This is a genomic window from Roseibium sp. RP-7 (assembly GCF_053005225.1).
Genome location: NZ_JBRKQA010000003.1, coordinates 18,867 through 37,958 on the forward strand (window position 1 = coordinate 18,867; position 19,092 = coordinate 37,958).

Here is a 19,092-nt window from a genome sequence, read left to right on the forward strand (position 1 = left end):
GGATCTTTCATGCCGACGAAAAGCAATACAGGTGCCTTCGACTTCAGCGCCATGATGGCCGAATGGCCCAAGCTGCCGGAATGGCCGGCACCAACCGAATGGCCAATGCCTGCCTTTTCCAACTGGGCGTTTGCCGAGCGCGAAGACCGCATTGAAGCCAAGGCCATCGCAAGTTTCCAGAAAGTGGGCAAGACCATGTGGTCCCATGCCGAAAAGGCGTTTGATGACCACATGAATTTCGTCAGCCACCGGCTGCACCAGGACATGGAATGCGCCAAGTCCCTCAGCCAGTGCGCCGCGCCGGAAGAAACCATGGCAACCCTGCAGGATTTCTATTCCAGAATGGCGAGCGAATATCAGGACCATTTCGAAAAGCAGGCTGCCCTCTTCCGCGACAGCTTTTCAGAAAGCGCCGCCGTGGTTGAAGAGCTCAATGAAACGGCGATGGAAAGCGTCAACGAGATGAGCAAGGCTGCAGAAGAAAGCCTGGAAGAAACCAAGGCTGCGCTGAAACCGGCGCAGGCGCGGCGCAAACCGGCTTCAGCGAAACCCTGACGTCCTCGCCAGACCGGCCTATACCGATTAACCTGCTTCATCCCCCGGGCTGAAGCAGGTTTTCGTTTTGGTTGTCACGGAAAATTCCATTCGCCAGGCTCCACCGGCACCCGGTGAAACCGCGGCGAAACTGCACAATTCGGAAGCCAGGAAGACGCCTGCGTCCCAAACCGATCAGCAAAGCGCGCTCTGAAGGGCCCGCTTACGCCCGTTTGAGCAGCGTCCGGGCCGTTTCCACGGCAATCTGCAACCGCTTGGGGTTCGACGGCTTCGGAACGACTTCAGCCCCTCCGTAGCGATTCTTCAGGTCCACCTTGTCCGTATTACCGGTATGAAAGATGATCGGCACTTGCTGAGCATGCAGCGTGTCGGCCAGCGGATAGACAACGCCATCGGCCAGATCGACATCCAGAAGTGCCAACTCTGGCGGCTCTGAAGACACGCAGGAACGTGCCTCGGCAACGGTCGCGAATGGCCCGACAACCTGCAAACCCATGCCAGACAGGATATCTTCCAGCATCCAGGCGATCAGCGGCTCATCTTCCGCCACCATTACACGTATCGTATCGGGCATGTTCATCTCAGTCATCGACATCGGGAACCTCGGCACAGCATCATGATTATAAATGTTTGTTTCAATATTCAACACCGACAACCCGAAAAAGTTCCCAAGTCGATGTAAATTTTAAATATCCAAAATAATTAATAATGATTAACACTACGTAAGAAATTTCTTGGAACAATCCCACTACATAAACGCAATATATTTTCTTTTACGTAATCTTCATCTGAGACTACCGAAAGAGAAACGCCTCTTTCCCGGCAAACTAAACTTCCAGTGAAACGGCTGAGAAATCGCAACAGCAGGGAAATTGCAGAGGCCGGCAACCCGGGCGCGAAGCTCCCGCCCCTTTCCTGGGTACGCTCCGAACTTCACGCTGAAAGCCGCCTGAACTCAGTTCTTGTCGTCAGGCAGTTCAGGAAGTGCGAACACCTGGATGCCCTCGTCAAGCAATGCCTCGACATCCTTGGGCGTTGTCTCGCCATAGATGCTGCGTTCTTCAGCTTCGCCATAGTGGATCTTGCGGGCTTCCGCCGCAAAATTCTGACCGACGTTTTCCGAACTTTCGACGATACGCGCACGCACCAGCCGAAGAGCTTCGAGGATTTCCTTCTGCTGCACATCCTGAGGCAACAGGGCGGACGGGCGCATTTCGGTCGAGGCAGCTGCCGTCGGCGCATCGGCCTTGTTGGCAGCGGCTGCGGCCACCGACTGCATTTCCGCCTGCGCGGCACCGACAAGCGCCTCCCGCTTGCGTGCGGTTGAAACTGCCGGCGCCATCAAACCTTTCTGAACGCTGGTTGCTCCGCAGATCGGGCAGACAACCAGTTTTCGCGCACACTGCGCGTCGAAATCATCGGAATTGCGGAACCAGCCTTCGAAGGAATGTGCACTGTCGCAAACGAGCGTGTATTTGATCACGCCGAAATCTCCTTCAGACCATCCGCGTGACAGCAGACGAAATCCCGCTCGTTGGCGATCGCAGGGATGCGCGCCCGCGCATCGGCAACCTTCTGGGTGTCGATCTCGGCGAGAACGTAGCCGGGATCATCATTGTCTATCTCGGCGATCACGGCACCCCAGGGGTCGACAATCAGGCTGTGACCATAGGTTTCACGCCCGTCTTCATGCGTACCGCCCTGTGCAGCCGAAATCACGTAGGCACCGTTTTCAATGGCGCGGGAGCGCTGCAGTACGTGCCAATGCGCCTGCCCGGTCTGGCGGGTAAAGGCTGCCGGCCCCGTCAGAACCTGTGCACCCTGACGAGCCTGGGTCCGGAAAATTGCCGGAAATCTTATATCGTAACAGACAGCCATACCGACCTTGGCAAAGGGCAGATCCGCGATGACCGTCTGTGTTCCAGGTTCATAGGTTGCGGACTCGCGCCAGCTTTCGCCATTTGGCAGGTCCACGTCGAACATGTGGATCTTGTCGTAGGTCGCAAGGATCTTGCCGTCAGGCCCGATCAGAAAGGCACGGTTGGCGACCTTGCCGTTGCCGGCAAGCACGGCCAGCGACCCCAGATGCAGATAGATGCCCAGCTCGGCTGCAAGCGCACGTGCTCTTTTCAGGAACAGGTCGTCTTCGGCATCGGAAATCCGCTCCAGCAGTTCTTCGCGGCTGCGCACCAGAACATTGGACATTTCAGGCGTTTGAACGAATTGCGCGCCATCCTTTGCCGCTGCCCGGATCAGGTCTTCCGCAGCATCGGCGTTGTCCGAAATCGTCTTGCCGCTGCGCAGCTGAATGCATGCTGCCGTGAATGAGGTCATCCGACCGCTGTCTCCGTCCTGATAGGTAAGGTTGTTCGTTCAGTAAATCAGGACGCGAGCAATGCGTCCAGTTTACCTGCACGTTCCAGATCGTGAAGATCGTCGCAGCCGCCCACATGGGTTTTGCCGACGAAGACCTGCGGGAAGGTTGAATGACCATTGGCCTTCTGCACCATTTCCTTGCGCAGGCCTGGATCGAACGTGGCATCGTGTTCCGTGTAGGCAACGCCTTTCTTGTCCAGCAGCCGCTTGGCCGCCGTGCAGAAGCCGCAGAGCTGGCGCGTATAGATCACCACTTCAGCCATCAGGTCTTTTCCTTGCTTTTTGGCAGCTGCACGCTTTTTCCCGCACCGCCGCACACCAAATCCGGGCGTTATATGCGAGCGCGCGGCGAAAACTCAAGAGGAAGACCGTCGGGATCAGGTCGAGTTGCCCGAGCGCAAAGCAGGGTCGACTTGCGCAAATGTGAGCACGTCGACGGAAGCTGCCCCTGAAGAAAGCAGGCATTTACAGCAGGCCGACACCGTTGAACCGGTCGTCAGCACATCATCGATCAACACAACGTGACGCCCCTGAACCAGATCGGCCCGGACACCATCGACCTTGAACGCCGAGCGGACATTCTTGTGGCGGTCCTTGGCTGACAGGCCAACTTGCCGGCGCGTACGCTTTTGCCGCCTGAGGACCTGCGGTTCGAACTGACCACCGCATTCGCGGGCAACTTCCTTCGCCAGATCTGCCGCCTGGTTGAACCGGCGCTGCAGCAGTCGCATCCAGTGCAGTGGCACCGGCACCAGCAGGCTGTCCCTGCTCAGAAGTTCGCTGCCGGAACGCGCCATCCAGCGTGCCATCGGACGGGCAAGTTCCCGCCGCCCGGAAAACTTCAGCGCATGCACCATCTGCCGGGCAGGACCATCATAAAAGGCGACCGCCCGCAACCTGTCGAACACAGGCGGCGAGGCGATCGCCTGCGGGCTCCAGGCACCGTCGCCGACATCATAGGAGAAAGGAATACCGAGCCGCTGACACCAGGGCCGCTCCAGGAACGGCATCCGGGACCAGCATTCCGCGCACAATCCTGTCTGCTCGGACACCCGCGCATCGCAGCTGAAGCAGCGCTGCGGCAGCACGAAATCGAGCGCAAATCGCGCCGCGACTTCCGGCAGGCCGGCAATGTTCATCGCAAGGCTTCGCAAAACCGCTCCCCAATGGCACCCGATGGGAATAATTCTTCAAACTGAGGAATACCTTGGCACTGAAAACACAAATCTGGCCAGCCCAAACAAGCAGGAACTGGCCTGAACTTTCTGGAAGCCTGCTCCGCAAGCCGCCTGGCGCGACCCTTGCGCCTTTGACCTTGGCGGACGGATACCATATGTGACCGCGATAAGTTCGATGACAACCGGGATTGCCGTGACCGCACAACCAGATCTCTTCGACCGCTCCTTCTTCCGCACCTGCCGCCTGCGGGCGCTGATGGCTGCCAAACCGGGCGCGGACTTTCTGCTGAAAGCCGTCAGCGAAGATCTGCAGGACCGCCTGCTGCTGGTCAATCGGCGGTTTCCGGTTGCTGTAGATCTCGGTGGGCACTGCGCTCACGTGAGCGAAGCAATCCGGCAGTCCGGCAAGGCTGACCTCGTGTTGCGCGCAGATCTGTTTGCTGCCGACCCGAGCCTTGCTGCACCCGACCTTGTCTTCGATGACGCCCTGATCCCATTTAGCGACCAGTCGGTGGATCTGATCGTCTCCGCTCTCAACCTCCAATTCGTCAACGACCTGCCGGGCACACTGGTACAGCTCCGCCGTGCCTTGAAACCGGACGGCCTTTTTCTGGCAACCTTGCCCGGAGCCGGCACCTTGAGCGAACTGCGCGACAGCCTCACGCGGGCTGAGCTGGAAGTAAAAGGCGGTGCAGCTGCAAGGGTGTTGCCGTTTGCCGACACACGTGACCTCGGCAGCCTGCTTCAAAGGGCAGGCTTTGCGCTTCCGGTCACGGATCTGGACAGTCTGACGGTGCGCTATGATACGATGTTCGCACTGCTGGCGGATCTCAGGGCCATGGGTGCAACATCCGTGTTGAAAGACCGCAGCAGAAAGCCGCTGTCTCGACAGGTACTGCTGCGTGCGGCCGAAATTTATGCGCAGAACCACGCTGATGCGGACGGCAGGATCCGGGCGACATTTTCACTGGTAACCCTGTCGGGCTGGGCGCCGCATGAAAGCCAGCAGAAACCGTTGCGCCCCGGCTCGGCCAAGACACGGCTCGCAGACGCGCTTGGCGTTCAGGAACGGAAAATAGGCGACTAGAGGTAGCCGACGGCCCGGCTCAGCTGGAACCGAGCACACCTTGCAGAGCAGTCGAAATTGTTCCGAAGATATCGGTGCGCATGGCAGTACCGATAGCGGTCATGGCGACCAGGACGACAATGCTGATGAAACCGACAATCAGGCCGTATTCGATCATGGTCGCGCCGTGCTCGTCATCTCCGAAAGCTCTTCCTCGGCGAAAGGCCTGCAACATGCGGTCTGCGACGGTTTGAAATCGAAACGGCATGTGCCCCCCGGGGGTTTGAACAAACGGGCTTAAACGGCATCCAGGAGATGGGGTATCAGAGGTTCATCAGCGGCAGGCATCGGATAATCCCTCAGCCTGACAGCCCGCACCCATTTCAACGCCTGGCCTTCCTTGCCGAGTGGAGTTCCATTCCACCTGCGGCAAATGAACAATGGCATAAGTAGGTGAAAATCTTCGTAAGAGTGGCTGGCAAAAGTAAGTGGCGCCAGACACGCTTCGTTAACTTCAATGCCGAGCTCTTCCTCCAGCTCGCGTATCAGCGTCTCCTCGGGACGCTCACCTAGTTCGACCTTGCCGCCGGGGAATTCCCACAGTCCGGCCATGGATTTGCCTTCGGGCCGCTGCGCCAGAAGAATGCGGCCATCCGCATCCACAAGGGCGCAAGCGGCGACGAGCACGATCTTGGTCATTGGCAGATTGTCCAATCCTGAAACGCTGAATTAACGCGCGGTTAAGCACGTTTGCGGGCAGTACCGTCAGAACTGCTAGGGATACTCAGCTCCGGTAGTCGCCATTAATGGCGACATATTCCTTGGTGAGATCACAGGTCCAGACCGCCGCCTGGCCACTGCCGAGACCGAGATCGACCCGGATGACAATGTCTTCCTGCTCCATAACGGCAGAAGCCGCCGCTTCGCTGTAGTCTGGATCGCGTTCACCTTCCACGGCCACCCGCACATCGCCGAACCAGATGGCCAGCTTGTCGCGGTCGGCCGGCTCACCAGCCTTGCCGACGGCCATGACGACGCGCCCCCAGTTGGCGTCTTCGCCGGCGATTGCCGTCTTGACCAGCGGTGAATTGGCAATCGACAGCGCGATCCGCTTTGCGGACCCATCGCTTTCGGCACCTTCAACCCGCACTTCCACGAATTTGCGTGCGCCTTCACCGTCACGGACGATCTGATGGGAAAGGTCCAGCATGACGTCGCCAAGAGCGGCCCTCAGCACATCGACGCGCGGATCATCGAGCGAGGCAACGCTCTCCACGCCCTTTTTGCCGGCTGCACCGGTCGCGAACAGAAGAACCGTATCGGAGGTGGACGTATCGCTGTCGACGGTCACCGCGTTGAAGCTGCCGTCGACTTCCCCGCTGAGCAGAGCCTGGAGAACAGACGGAGCGATCGGAGCGTCGGTATAGATGAACGACAGCATGGTGGCCATGTCCGGCGCAATCATCCCTGCGCCCTTGGCAATGCCGTTGATCGTCACGGTAACACCATCCAGTTCAACGCTTGCAGTGGAGACCTTCGGATAGGTGTCAGTGGTCATGATCGCCTTGGCCGCATCCAGCCAGCTCGCGCTGCCCTGGTTGGCCTTCAATTCTCCGATGACACCGGAAAACTTGTCCGCCGGAAGCGGTTCGCCGATCACGCCGGTTGATGCCAGGAAGATTTCACCTTCGCTGCAGCCAAGCTCCCTGGAGACGATTTCGGCAGACAGTTCAACAGCTGCCTTGCCCTTCTTGCCGGTAAAGGCATTGGCATTGCCGGAATTGACCAGGAGCGCGCGGGCCTTGCCGCCACCGACCCGAGCCTTGCACCAGTCAACCGGCGCGGAAGAACACTTGGAACGGGTGAAGACCCCTGCGACGGCCGTTCCCTCGGCAACCGTTGCCAGCAGGACGTCGGTCCGGCCCTTGTACTTGATCCCGGCAGAGGCGGTCGCGAACTGAACACCCTCGATCTCCGGCATCTCGGGATAGGACTTGGGTGCAAGGGGAGATACGGTGGTCGACATCAAGGCGGTCCCGGTCAGATGATACAAAGTTCCGGATCAACGGGCGCTCAATCGAGATCGTTTGACCGTCCGGACATTGATCCATTCAAATGCGTGCGAGCACCTTGTCAGCGCTCGCCTGAACACTGGATGCTCTTGCCGTAAGCATGGGACAAAGGCAAGCCTTTTCAAGCCTTTTCGGGCGTGGTGCACAAAGGCTGCAAAAAAGCCCGGCAGTCTGACTGCCGGGCTTTCTGATTTCAGGCAGCGTTTGCCTTATTCGGTCTTCGCCGCACCGTCTTCGGCAGCAGCACCTTCTTCTTCGGACTTGGCCAGGGCTTCATCGAGGATTTCGACTGCAACCTGATCCTTCAGCTCGGCCATGCGGGCGTCATAGCGCTCGCGCATCAGCTGCTGGCGCAGACCGTTTGCGACTTCCTCGAACGCCGGCTTTTCCTGACGACGCTTGTCTTCAAGCTTGATCACGTGCCAGCCGAACTGGGTTTCGACAGGCTCCTTGGTATAGGTGCCCGGCTCCAGCGCAAAAGCCGCAGCCTCGAACGGCGGAACCATCTGACCCTTGACGAAGTACCCCAGGCTGCCGCCATTGGGACCGGACGGACCAGTAGATTTTTCGCGAGCCAGTTCAGCGAAGTCCGCGCCACCGTCCAGTTCGGCAATAAGGGCTTCAGCTTCAGCCTTTTCCTTCACCAGGATGTGACGGGCGTTGATTTCTTCCGGACCTTCGAAGTCGGCGAATTCCTTGTCGTATGCCGCCTGAACCTCTTCGTCGGTTACGGCACCGTCGATTTTCTGGGCAAGGTAAGCGTTCCGCAAGGCACGCAGTTTCAGGAAGTCGAGCTGGCGCTCGAAGTCCGGATCCTTGTCCAGGCCATCTTCACGAGCAGCATGCGCCATCAGTTCCATGTCGACCATGACGTCCAGAAGAAGCTTGCGCCACTGTGCCGGCGGGAACCGCTGCAATTCCTTGCCAAGGTCCTGCGCAGCAAAGGCGAGATCGGCTTCGGTGATTTCCGTGTCGCCAACTTTCGCGACCACATCGTCCGGTTCTGCAGCGGACAGAACGGTGGATCCGAGCGACAGCGCCAGGAGAGAAACGGCAAGCGCCTGAGCCGGCCTGCGCATCGAAATTCGGAACATGAGTAGTCCTTTACGTATCGGAACAGTAATCTTTCTTTCCCCTGTCTTGCAGGGGCGTGGCTACATTGCGCATTCCTGCGGCGTTGACAAGCATTCAGCCCCCTCTTATCTGTCGGGCGTCCTGGCCGTAGCGCCGGGAAGGCATCTTTTCGGCCGCGAATGCCGGCCAGCGCTCTGCGCCAGGCGGCAACGTGGACAGCAATTGAGACGATTTCATGGGCAGGCGCCTCTTTGCCAGTTGGCGCCGCCCGGTAGGGAAGGACCGCCACATGGCTGGCCTTGGCGCTTTAGCACGTAAGATTTTCGGTTCGGCGAACGACCGGAAGGTGAAGACATTTCGGGCAAAGGTCGAACAGATCAACGCCCTGGAGTCTGAGATCCAGGCTCTTTCGGACGACGCTCTCAGAGCCAAGACCGACGAGTTCCGAAACCAGCTGAAAAACGGCGCAAGCGTCGATGACCTCTTGGTTCCCGCGTTCGCAACCGTCCGCGAAGCGGCCCGCAGGGCACTCGGTCAGCGACACTACGACGTGCAGCTCATCGGCGGCATGGTCCTCAATTCCGGACAGATCGCAGAAATGCGCACCGGTGAGGGCAAGACACTTGTGGCAACCGCCCCGGTCTATCTCAACGCCCTGACCGGAAACGGCGTTCACGTCGTTACCGTCAACGACTACCTGGCACAGCGCGACAGCGACTGGATGGGTCAGGTCTACAAATTCCTCGGCCTCAGCGTCGGCTGTATCACCCACGGCCTGAGCGACGAAGAACGCCGGGCAGCCTACGCCGCTGACGTCACCTACGGCACGAACAACGAATTCGGCTTCGATTATCTCCGCGACAACATGAAGCATGACCGCCAGTCCATGGTTCAGCGCGGACATGCCTATGCCATCGTCGATGAAGTGGATTCGATCCTGATCGACGAAGCCCGTACGCCTCTGATCATTTCCGGTCCGCTGGAAGATCGCTCCGAATTCTACAATTCGGTCGACGCCTTCATTCCGCATCTGACTGAAGAAGATTACGAGCTCGACGAAAAACAGCGTTCGACCACCTTCACCGAAGCCGGTAACGAGAAGCTGGAAAAGCTGCTCGGCGAAGCCGGTCTGCTGAAAGGCGATTCGCTCTATGACGTCGAGAACGTCGCCATCGTGCACCATCTGCAGCAGGCGCTGAAGGCGCACAAGCTGTTCCAGCGCGACAAGGATTACATCGTCCGCAACGACGAAGTGGTCATCATCGACGAGTTCACCGGCCGCATGATGCCGGGCCGCCGTTTCTCCGAAGGCCTGCATCAGGCGCTGGAAGCCCGCGAGAGAGTGCGCATCCAGCCGGAAAACCAGACGCTGGCCTCCATCACGTTCCAGAACTATTTCCGCATGTACGGCAAGCTGGCCGGCATGACCGGTACCGCGTCCACCGAAGCCGACGAATTTGCCGACATCTACAAGCTGGAAGTGGTCGAAATTCCGACCAACGTTTCCGTCAAGCGGATCGATGACGACGACGAGGTCTACCGGACCGTTCAGGAAAAATTCCAGGCCATCGTCAAGCTGATCGACGACTGCAAGCAGCGTGCCCAGCCGATCCTGGTCGGCACCACGTCGATCGAGAAGTCCGAATATCTTGCCGAGATGCTCAAGAAGCACGGCTACAAGCAGATCGATCTCAGCGATCCGGCTGCTTTTGCCGCCGCGCAGAAGAACGAAGGCGGCAAGACCAAGGTCTTCGCGGTTCTCAACGCGCGCTACCACGAGCAGGAAGCTTTCATCGTTGCCCAGGCTGGTCTGCCGGGCGCCGTGACCATTGCCACAAACATGGCCGGCCGCGGTACGGACATTCAGCTCGGCGGCAACGCCGACATGCAGATCGCCATGGAACTGGGCGACATGCCGGAAGGTGAAGAGCGCAGCGCCAGGGAAGCGCAGATCCGCGCCGAAGTCGAGGACATGAAGCAGAAGGCGCTTGCGGCCGGCGGTCTTTATGTCATCGGCACCGAGCGTCACGAGAGCCGCCGCATCGACAACCAGCTGCGTGGCCGTTCCGGCCGCCAGGGCGACCCGGGCCATTCCAAGTTTTTCCTGTCCCTGCAGGATGACCTGATGCGCATCTTCGGGTCCGAGCGCATGGATTCCATGCTGCAGAAACTCGGACTGGAAGAAGGCGAAGCCATCATCCACCCGTGGATCAACAAGGCACTTGAAAAAGCTCAGCAGAAGGTCGAGGCACGCAACTTCGACATCCGCAAGAACCTGCTGAAATTCGATGACGTGATGAACGACCAGCGCAAGGTGGTCTTCGATCAGCGTATCGAGCTGATGGACAGCGAAGCGATCCAGGACGCGGTTTCCGACATGCGTCACGACGTGATCGACGATCTTGTATCCGCGCACATTCCCGAGCGCGCCTATCCGGAGCAGTGGGATACCGAGGGCCTTCAGGAAGAAGTCCGCAAGTATCTGAACCTGGATCTGCCGATCAAGGATTGGGCGGCCGAGGAAGGTATTGCCGACGAAGAGGTCAAGGACCGCCTGCGCAAGGCGGCCGACGCCGGCATGGCGCAAAAGGTTGCCAAATACAGCCCGGACATCATGCGTCAGGTCGAAAAGGCCGTGCTGCTGCAGACGCTCGACAACCTGTGGCGCGAGCACCTGGCCAATCTCGATCACCTGCGGTCTGTCGTCGGCTTCCGTGGTTACGCCCAGCGCGACCCGCTGCAGGAATACAAGACCGAAGCGTTCACGCTGTTTGAATCCATGCTGACCCAGCTGCGCCAGATGACCACCGCGCAGTTGATGCGGGTCGAACTGGTAACGGAACAGGCACCGCAGATGCCAGCCGAGCCGGAAATGCATGCTCATCACATCAATCCCTTGACCGGGGAAGACGAGATGGCCATGGCGGACGCCCAGCTTCCGGTACCTCCGGCGCAGCGTGACCCGGAAGACCCTGCGACCTGGGGCAAGGTCGGCCGCAACGAGGCCTGCCCTTGCGGCTCCGGCAAGAAGTTCAAGCACTGCCACGGCGTGCTTGTCTGACGGCAGTCGGAACAATTGACCATCGCGAAGGCCAGCCTCGTCAAAGGGCTGGCCTTTTTCGTGAAATTCCGGCAGGTTGCCGCCGACTTCAACCGGCTAACGAATGTTCATGCACACCAAAGCGGCTAACACTGTCTATGTCACCCGGCGGGAAAACGCCCGCCCGCAGGCACCGCTGCTCAGCGTCATCGTACCGGTCTTTAACGAAGAGGAAGTCATCCTCCACTTCCTGCGGGCAACCCGGCCGGTGCTCGAGCGAAGCGGCCTTCGTTACGAATATGTTTTCATAGATGACGGCAGCCGTGACAGGACCGCGGACATCCTGTCGGAGGAGCTTGCAAACGGCCTGCCGGGACGGCTTCTGGGCCTTTCCCGCAATTTCGGCAAGGAAGCTGCTCTTTCCGCAGGGCTCGAGGCGGCGAAAGGAGACATCGGTGTCATCATCGATGCTGACCTGCAGGACCCGCCGGAGCTCATTTTGCAGATGCTGGACGGATGGCGCGCGGGCTATGATGTCGTCTACGGCCTCAGGGTCGACCGGTCTTCCGACACGCTCATGAAGCGGTCCACGGCGGGCATGTTCTACAGCCTGTTCAACCGCCTGGCCAATATCGACATGCCCGCGAACGCCGGTGACTTCCGTCTGATCGACCGCTGCGTTATCGATGCATTGCTGCGCCTGCCGGAACGCAATCGCTTCATGAAGGGGTTGTTTGCCTGGGTCGGGTTTCCGGCCATGGCACTGCCCTATGAGCGCCCTCCTCGCCTGGCGGGGGCTGGCAAGTTCAATTACTGGAAGCTCTGGAACTTTGCGCTGGACGGCCTCACGGGCTTCACAACGCTCCCGCTACGGGTCTGGTTCTATGGCGGCGCCCTGATCTCTGTCGGCGCCTTCACCTATGCGCTTTATCTGACCTTACGCGTCCTCATCGAAGGCATCGATCTCCCGGGCTACGCATCGCTGATGGTCGCGCTTCTGTTCTTCTCGGGTGTGCAACTGCTGTCGATCGGCATGATCGGCGAATATGTGGCGCGGCTTTTCAACGAAGCGAAACAGCGGCCGGTCTTCATCGTTCAGGATGTCATCGAAGGTGGCAACACACCTCCATCCGCAAAGCAAACGGACGACGCCGCCAATGGCGCCTGAAATTCGCCATGGCAAGTTGAAGACGGAAACCGCTGCCGCCGGCAAATTCGCCGTGATCGGCGTGCTGGCGACGCTGACCCATGCCATTGTGGCGGGCAGCTTGCTGCAATCTGGAATGCTTCCGGCCTATCCGGCCAATATCTGCGGCTTCCTGGTCGCCTTCTGTGTCTCTTTCACCGGTCACTATTTCTGGAGCTTCTCGCACCTGCGCCGGAAGGGCACCGCAATCAGAAGCATGGCGCGGTTCCTGGTGATTGCCGTCTCCGGCTTCCTGCTGAACACCACCGTTCTGGCCCTGTGGCTGACGCTGACCCCCTGGCCTGATCTCATCGGCCTCCTGTTTTCCATCGCGATCGTGCCAGCCCTTTCCTTTGCCGGAGCCCGGCTCTGGGCCTTCTCGCACCATCCAGCCGAGACCTGACCCTTGATACGTCTGATCGAAAACGCTCCTTCAAGGGCGGCCCTCTATTACGCTGGCGGCCTCTGCCTGCTTTATGCCCTGATACCGGCCCTGACCTTTCCCAACCCGCCACTCGACGTGGTTGAAGGCTTTGCCTGGGGCCGGGAACTTCAGCTCGGCTATACCAAACATCCGCCGATGCAGGCCTGGCTTCTGGAGCTCACCTATCGTCTCACGGGAGGCCTCAGTGGCGGGTACTGGCTGAGCGCGCTTTCGGTTGCCCTTGGCTATCTGTTCATCTGGCGGCTCGCTCGCCGTCTCGGACTTTCCGGCCAGCAGTCCTTCTGGTCTCTCGTGCTGACCAGCGTAACCTTCTACTTCACGCTGCCCCTGCCGGAATTCAACCCGAACATCCTGCAGATCCCCATCTGGGCAGGCATGATGCTGCTGTTTCACCGGGCTTTGGACAAAGGCCGCCTGCTCGACTGGGTCCTGCTTGGCACCCTCGCCGCCTTCGGCCTTTATACGAAATATTTCGTGCTGCTCCTGATCGGTGCAATCGGACTTTATGCGCTGGTCTTCGCCGATGCCCGGCGGCATATCCTGCGCCCGGGCCCCTGGGTGACGATAGCCGTCTGCCTTGCCCTGCTGGTGCCACACGCGGCATGGCTTCTGGAAACGGATTTCCTGACGTTGCGCTACGCCGCCAGCCGCAGCAATCCGGCAGACGGTTTTGTCGACCACCTGTTCAATCCGCTGAACTTCCTGGCAGCTCAGATCGGCAATCACGCCGGCCTGTTCCTTGTGCTTCTGGCCGGTCTTGGCTGGCACGGCCTGAAACAGGTTCGCCTGCGCAGGCGCGAAGTTGCCACGCCCCTGGCCACACCTTCCGACCGCTTTCTGCTCTGGTTTGCCGTTCTGCCGCTTGCAGTTGTTCTGATTGCATCAGCCGTTACCGGCAACGAGTTCGAACATATGTGGGGCACGCCCATGTTCGTGCTGTCCGGCATCCTGGCGGTGCGGTTTCTGGCGCTACCGCAACTCTGGCCCTTTCCCGCCCGCGCCTTCGTTGCCGCCGTTGCGATCCAGGCGATTTTCCTGGGCATCCTGTTTGGGCAGGCGGTTCTGGAGCCGCACTGGAAACATAAGCAGACCCGGCTCCACTATCCCGGCAAGGCGATCGCCGAAGACATGGCACGCGTCTGGAAGGAGCACATGGGCACCGATCTTGCCTATGTGGCTGGCGATATGTGGTCGGCAGCCAACGTCACCACACAGGCCGCCAGCCGCCCGTCGATGTTCTATCTGCATGACCGGACCCTCAGCCCCTGGATCGACCCGAAGGATGTCCAGGAGAAGGGTCTGATGATCGTCTGGCGAGGCGACCGGGAAACACCGATTGAGGAAATCCGCCGCTATTATCCGGATGCTGTCCGCGAAGGGTCGCGAACGTTCGCCTACCTGACCTCCGGCAGCATTCCCGACGTCACGGTCAACTGGGTCATCATCCCGCCTGGCAAGGTGGTTTTCGAACCGGCGAATTAATCGCAAACGCTGGCACAAGCCGTCTGGAAACCGGACGAAAACAACACTAACTTGGCGCCATGATCAGTATGGCGGAAATCGACGGTGTGGAAGACTGGTTGATCGACCAGTCTCTTGGCTCGCCCGATCTGGGGTCGATGTTCGGAGAGATGTGCGAGCGCCTGCGCGCATGCGAGGTTCCTGTGGACCGCGCCATGATCGGCTGGTCAACCCTTCATCCCCTGATCGAGGCGGAAGCCGCCATCTGGGAAAACGGCACTGAAATCCAGCGCGAGCAGATTGCCCACAATGCCGAAGAAACAGACGAGTGGCTGCAAAGCCCTGTCCGTGCCGTGCTGGTCAACCAGGAATCCGTCCTGCGACGGCGCCTCAAGAATGCCAATGCCCCGCTCGAGTTTCCCTTGCTCGTTCGGCTGAAGGAAAGCGGGTACTCCGATTACATCGTCATCGCGACCGAATTCGACCTGCCGACCATCAAGGACCAGATTGCCACCTCCGGCATCGTGATCAGCTGGGCAACGCGGGAAACCGAAGGCTTTTCCGACGATGCACTGACCGCAATCCGCTACATTCAAAAACGCTTTGCCCTGGCCGCGCGCGCCACCATTCAGGGGCAGATCAACCAGACGATCGCAGAGACGTATCTCGGCAAGATCGCCGGCAACAAGGTGCTCAGCGGCCAGATCCGCCATGGCGACGGCCAGACCGTCGATGCGGTGATCTATTTCAGCGACATGCGCAATTCCACCGCGATTGCGGAACTGCTTGGTCCCGATGCCTACCTGTCGTTTCTGAACACCTATTTCGACGCGACAGCCGGTGCAATTCTGGCAAAAGGCGGCGAAGTGCTCGATTTTATCGGCGATGCCGTTCTGGGCGTCTTTCCCATAGGCGCACAAAGCCTGGACAAGGCGGTCGCACAGGCACTGTCGGCCGCGGATGAAAGCCGGAACCGTCTGAAAACGATCAACGCCAACCCGGCGCTGCCACACGTTCTAAAGGCCGGCATCGCCCTTTCCGTCGGCTCCGTCATGTTCGGCAATATTGGCGTCCCGCACCGGCTCACCTTTTCGGTGATCGGCCAGACGGTCCATGCGGCTGCACGGATCGAAAGCCTCACCAAGACCGTCGGCGCCGACGTTCTGATGACCGAAGACATCGCCCGCTTCGCCAGCGAACGATCAAAACCGGCCGGGTCGTTCGAACTGAACGGCTTCACCGACCCCCAGCCCCTGTTTACCCTGGACCGGCTTTTCTGAAAGCCGCCCGTCCGGCAGGTATTTCCTCATCCCACCGACAAGCAAAGACCGACATGACCGATCTACGTCCCGACGCCCCTTCCCATCTGCCTTTCAGAGACCAGGAAGCCACCGGCCCTGACAACGGTGCTCCGGTCGTGCTGCTGCACGGCTTCGGCGGCGACCGGCAAACCTGGCTCAACATACAGACGGCACTGGCTTCGAAGAAACGCTCCATCGCGTTCGACCTGCCGGGGCACGGCGAGGCGCTGGACTGGCCGCGGATCGGCAATGCGGGGGTTTCCGCAAAAGCTGTCGGGCAGTCTCTGGAGGCGCTCGAGCTGACGAAGGTCCATCTGGTCGGCCATTCCATGGGCGGCGCAGTGGCCGCGCTGATTGCCCTGCGCAATCCTGATCTGGTGGCCAGCCTCACCCTGCTGGCGCCGGGCGGCTTCGGCTCCGAAATCAATCACCGTCTGCTCCGTCGCTATGCGGCCGCAACGGATGCCGACACCATGGAAACCCTGCTGGAGCAGTTCTTCGGCTGGGAGTTCAAACTGCCGAAATTCCTCGCCAGAACGGCTGCCGAAAGCCGCGCGCGCCCGGGCGCGGCCGCGACACTGGAGGCAATCGCGGACGAGATCATCGACGGCAGCGTTCAAAAGACCCTGCCGCGCGACGAACTGGCAGCCCTGCCCATGCCGATCAAGGTCCTCTGGGGCACACAGGATCGTGTCCTGCCGACGCGCCAGGCCCACAAGTTGCCGGGTGTCGTTGCCACGCACATTTTCGAACGAACCGGCCACATGCTGCATCTGGAACTTCCCAAGGAAGTGACCCGGCTCATCCTTCAGAACGCTGGCTGCTGACGCGGACCAACATCTGGAACTCCAGAAAGTTTCCCCGTGATCTGGCCCCCCGGCGCGGTTTGGGATAGGTAGCAGGCCGAAACCCGGCCGGTCGGACGGCGGGGCCTGTATGAACCGAGCCGGAGCGCGCATGTCAGCCGAAATGTCAGCAGCCAACGATGTCATCGTCACGGCGGTGTCGGGCTATGAGCCGAAACACATGGCTGCCTGGTACAATTCCCTGAAGGCAACGGGGTATCGCGGCCGGACAGTCGCGGTGGCTTACAATGTCAGCGAAGCCCTTGTTGACTACATGAAGCACATGGGCTCGCTCGTCATCACCTTCGATCATGACGCCGGCCAGAAGCGCTATTCCTACTCGCAGCTTCGGGAAGAAATCGCCGACCATACCGATGGCGGCAAGCTTTACACCGACAGGCGCTGGACCTGGAACAAGCGCGTCCTGCGCTTCAAGGACAAGATCTACGACCGGCGCTTCTTCCATGCCAGTCACCTGGTGAAACAGCATCTCGATTCGCTTGGCGAGCCTGTGCGCTTCGTTGCGTTCTCGGATGCCCGGGACGTCATCTTCCAGTCGGACCCGTTCGCCTGGATGGAGGAGAACCTTGCTCCGGGCAAGGATCTCCTCATCGGTGAGGAAAGCATCACCCATGAAGACCCCTGGAACCGCCGGAACGTCCTGAAAACCTACGGCCGCCATGCCTATGACCGTGTGGCCAGGGTTCCCGTGTGCTGCGCTGGCTATTTCGCCGGCCGCTACGAGGCGATGATGGATTTCATGCTGGCGGTCTATTACTTCGACCAGACCAAGCGCAGCGGTGATCAGGCCGCCTTCAACCAGCTTCTGACCTTTTGCGGCTGGAAGGAAAAGGCCGAGAAGGTGAACTGGCAGGTTCCCTGGCTGCTGCACGCGGTCAGTGCGAATGTCGGCCCGGATGCGCCGGGATTCTGCATGCCGCGGGAAACCGTGCCGGTGTTCGAGGACGGGCTGGTCAAAACCTTCGACAAGCAGCCCTACGCCATCGTGCACCAGTACGACCGCAACAAGGAAATGACCGCCTATTTCATGGAGAAATTCGGCAAGGTCGAATAACAGCAGGCGCGAACCGCGGACAATGGAAGCGCTTCGCCCTCCTGTTGCCCGCCTGCACCTATCCTATCGGAACCTGTTGTTCAGGCTTCCGGCAGCAGATCATCACGCCACGGCTCACCGATCACCCGGCGGGCCATCATGTGCGAGCGCGGTGAATTGATGCTGTCGACGGCGATTAGTCGGCCATCGTGCAGGTAGGCGACATAGAACTTGTTGTCCTCGGTCGAACCCACGACCTTTGTGTCGTCATACCCTTCCGACAGACCGGCGATCTGCAGCTTGATGTCGTACTGATCGGACCAGAACCACGGCAACGGGTCGTAATCGACTTCCTGACCCAGCAGCGCCTGGGCAACCGCCTTTGCCTGGTCGATGGCGTTCTGGACGCTTTCCATGCGCACGGACCGCTGGTAGCGGTTGGAATAGAAACGCGTACAGTCACCCGCAGCGAAGATGTCAGGATCGCTGGTCTGGCCGCATCCATCCACCAGGATCCCGTTGTCGACCTCCAGGCCCGCCTCTGCGGCCAGGTGATCATTGGGCTCTGCACCGACGGCAACCAGAACCAGCTCCGCCGGAACCGTCTCGCCTGTCGACAACCGGACACCGGTGACACTGTCACCACCCTCGATTGCCTCGATGCCCGTATTCAGGCGCAATTCGATGCCGCGGGCCTTGTGCAGGCCGGAGAAATAGTCGGAGACCGCCTGGCTGACCACGCGCTTCATCGGACGATCCTGCGCCTCGATGACGGTGACCGACTTGCCCAGGCTTTTGGCGACGGCAGCGACTTCAAGACCGATGTACCCGGCTCCGATGATGGCGACATTGCTGCTTTTTTGCAGAATGTCCCGGATCACGTTGACATCGGCAATCGAGCGCAGCGTGACCACGCCCTTCTTGTCCGCACCCTCCAGCGTCAGCAGCCGGGCATTGGTGCCGGTTGCCAGAACCAGCTTGCCATACGGCAGCGTATCGCCGTTTGCCAGTGTCAGGCGCTTCGCGCCACGGTCGATCGCAACCACTCTGGTATTGGGAATGTGGTCGATATTGTTGGTGGTGAAGAAAGCCGGCGGGCGCAGCCACAAGCCTTCGGCGCCAATCTCGCCGGCCAGGAACTTCTTGGAAAGCGGCGGTCTTTGATAAGGCGGATGCGGTTCGTCGCCGATCAGCCGCAGCGGGCCTTCAAATCCGCCCTGCCGCAGGGATTGGGCGACCTGGGCTCCGGCTTGTCCTGCTCCGATGATGACGATGTCTTCCTGCATTCCGCTTCGCCCTCTTTGCGCTTGGCCGGTCCGGCGGATGGTGTGCCGGCCGATCGTTTGAGTGCATGGCTAGCACGAAGAAACGCAGGCCGCCAGAATGGCGAAACGCCGCGTCGGTGCGGACACGGCGTTTTTTCGATTTTCTTTGATTCA

19 protein-coding genes are annotated in these 19,092 nt (G+C 59.9%); 9 read left to right on the forward strand and 10 right to left on the reverse strand.

The features are described 5' to 3' along the window. Positions 1–9: 9 nt before the first annotated feature. Entirely contained in the window at positions 10–555 is a 546-nt protein-coding gene (locus ACVDG9_RS22785; protein WP_023002985.1) for a hypothetical protein, read from the forward strand. A gap of 202 nt (positions 556–757) precedes the next feature. On the opposite strand, the gene ACVDG9_RS22790 is transcribed toward ACVDG9_RS22785, so the two are convergent. The 5 genes from ACVDG9_RS22790 to ACVDG9_RS22810 all read right to left on the reverse strand — a co-directional run bounded on the left by ACVDG9_RS22790 (position 758) and on the right by ACVDG9_RS22810 (position 4,070). Next, complete coding sequence (locus tag ACVDG9_RS22790) at positions 758–1,129, reverse strand: response regulator (protein ID WP_168687525.1); 372 nt, start codon at positions 1,127–1,129, stop codon at positions 758–760. 381 nt (positions 1,130–1,510) lie between these two features. Then, positions 1,511–2,038, reverse strand: a complete 528-nt coding sequence (locus ACVDG9_RS22795) for a DUF1178 family protein (protein WP_023002983.1) — start codon at positions 2,036–2,038, stop codon at positions 1,511–1,513. After that, positions 2,035–2,889, reverse strand: coding sequence for a carbon-nitrogen hydrolase family protein (locus tag ACVDG9_RS22800; RefSeq protein WP_447239059.1), 855 nt, complete (start codon positions 2,887–2,889; stop codon positions 2,035–2,037). The genes ACVDG9_RS22795 and ACVDG9_RS22800 overlap by 4 nt, the downstream gene beginning before the upstream one ends. Before the next feature lie 47 nt (positions 2,890–2,936). After that, a complete protein-coding gene (gene grxC / locus ACVDG9_RS22805; protein ID WP_006932400.1) occupies positions 2,937–3,194 on the reverse strand; it encodes a glutaredoxin 3 in 258 nt (85 codons plus the stop codon). A gap of 114 nt (positions 3,195–3,308) precedes the next feature. Further along, positions 3,309–4,070 (reverse strand): ComF family protein, encoded by a 762-nt coding sequence (locus ACVDG9_RS22810; protein WP_447239060.1) that lies wholly within the window; start codon positions 4,068–4,070, stop codon positions 3,309–3,311. A gap of 214 nt (positions 4,071–4,284) precedes the next feature. On the opposite strand from ACVDG9_RS22810, the gene ACVDG9_RS22815 reads away from it, so the two are divergent. After that, a complete protein-coding gene (locus ACVDG9_RS22815) occupies positions 4,285–5,196 on the forward strand; it encodes a methyltransferase domain-containing protein (protein WP_447239358.1) in 912 nt (303 codons plus the stop codon). 19 nt (positions 5,197–5,215) lie between these two features. Here the strand turns inward: ACVDG9_RS22815 and ACVDG9_RS22820 are convergent, their stop codons facing one another. From ACVDG9_RS22820 to ACVDG9_RS22835, 4 genes are all read right to left on the reverse strand, one after another. Beyond that, positions 5,216–5,443, reverse strand: coding sequence for a Flp family type IVb pilin (locus ACVDG9_RS22820; RefSeq protein ID WP_306355458.1), 228 nt, complete (start codon positions 5,441–5,443; stop codon positions 5,216–5,218). 29 nt (positions 5,444–5,472) lie between these two features. After that, positions 5,473–5,874, reverse strand: a complete 402-nt coding sequence (mutT, locus tag ACVDG9_RS22825; RefSeq protein ID WP_289807984.1) for an 8-oxo-dGTP diphosphatase MutT — start codon at positions 5,872–5,874, stop codon at positions 5,473–5,475. 85 nt (positions 5,875–5,959) lie between these two features. Next, positions 5,960–7,201, reverse strand: coding sequence for a bifunctional glutamate N-acetyltransferase/amino-acid acetyltransferase ArgJ (gene argJ, locus ACVDG9_RS22830; RefSeq protein ID WP_075284199.1), 1,242 nt, complete (start codon positions 7,199–7,201; stop codon positions 5,960–5,962). A gap of 255 nt (positions 7,202–7,456) precedes the next feature. After that, complete coding sequence (locus ACVDG9_RS22835; protein WP_051990069.1) at positions 7,457–8,341, reverse strand: peptidylprolyl isomerase; 885 nt, start codon at positions 8,339–8,341, stop codon at positions 7,457–7,459. Between the two features lie 269 nt (positions 8,342–8,610). On the opposite strand from ACVDG9_RS22835, the gene secA reads away from it, so the two are divergent. The 7 genes from secA to ACVDG9_RS22870 all read left to right on the forward strand — a co-directional run bounded on the left by secA (position 8,611) and on the right by ACVDG9_RS22870 (position 17,674). Beyond that, positions 8,611–11,382 carry a preprotein translocase subunit SecA gene (gene secA / locus ACVDG9_RS22840; protein ID WP_447239061.1) on the forward strand — a complete coding sequence of 924 codons (2,772 nt, stop codon included), beginning with the start codon at positions 8,611–8,613 and terminating at the stop codon, positions 11,380–11,382. A 109-nt stretch (positions 11,383–11,491) separates the two neighbouring features. Continuing rightward, the gene (locus ACVDG9_RS22845; protein WP_208993448.1) at positions 11,492–12,529 is read left to right on the forward strand and encodes a glycosyltransferase family 2 protein; all 1,038 of its coding nucleotides are present in this window, start codon (positions 11,492–11,494) and stop codon (positions 12,527–12,529) included. Continuing rightward, positions 12,519–12,950 carry a GtrA family protein gene (locus tag ACVDG9_RS22850; RefSeq protein ID WP_296599575.1) on the forward strand — a complete coding sequence of 144 codons (432 nt, stop codon included), beginning with the start codon at positions 12,519–12,521 and terminating at the stop codon, positions 12,948–12,950. Before ACVDG9_RS22845 ends, ACVDG9_RS22850 begins: the two co-directional genes overlap by 11 nt. A 3-nt stretch (positions 12,951–12,953) precedes the next feature. Then, complete coding sequence (locus tag ACVDG9_RS22855; RefSeq protein ID WP_447239062.1) at positions 12,954–14,474, forward strand: glycosyltransferase family 39 protein; 1,521 nt, start codon at positions 12,954–12,956, stop codon at positions 14,472–14,474. Positions 14,475–14,542: 68 nt separating this feature from the next. Further along, positions 14,543–15,733: an adenylate/guanylate cyclase domain-containing protein gene (locus tag ACVDG9_RS22860; protein ID WP_447239063.1), complete on the forward strand. Its 1,191-nt coding sequence runs from the start codon at positions 14,543–14,545 to the stop codon at positions 15,731–15,733. Between the two features lie 53 nt (positions 15,734–15,786). Then, on the forward strand, positions 15,787–16,581 hold the full coding sequence (locus ACVDG9_RS22865) for an alpha/beta fold hydrolase (RefSeq protein WP_023002969.1): 795 nt from the start codon (positions 15,787–15,789) through the stop codon (positions 16,579–16,581). Positions 16,582–16,711: 130 nt separating this feature from the next. Next, positions 16,712–17,674 (forward strand): hypothetical protein, encoded by a 963-nt coding sequence (locus tag ACVDG9_RS22870; RefSeq protein ID WP_447239064.1) that lies wholly within the window; start codon positions 16,712–16,714, stop codon positions 17,672–17,674. Positions 17,675–17,754: 80 nt separating this feature from the next. Here ACVDG9_RS22870 and ACVDG9_RS22875 read toward each other — a convergent pair whose 3' ends face one another. Beyond that, a complete protein-coding gene (locus ACVDG9_RS22875; protein WP_152505394.1) occupies positions 17,755–18,939 on the reverse strand; it encodes an NAD(P)/FAD-dependent oxidoreductase in 1,185 nt (394 codons plus the stop codon). Positions 18,940–19,092: the final 153 nt, after the last annotated feature.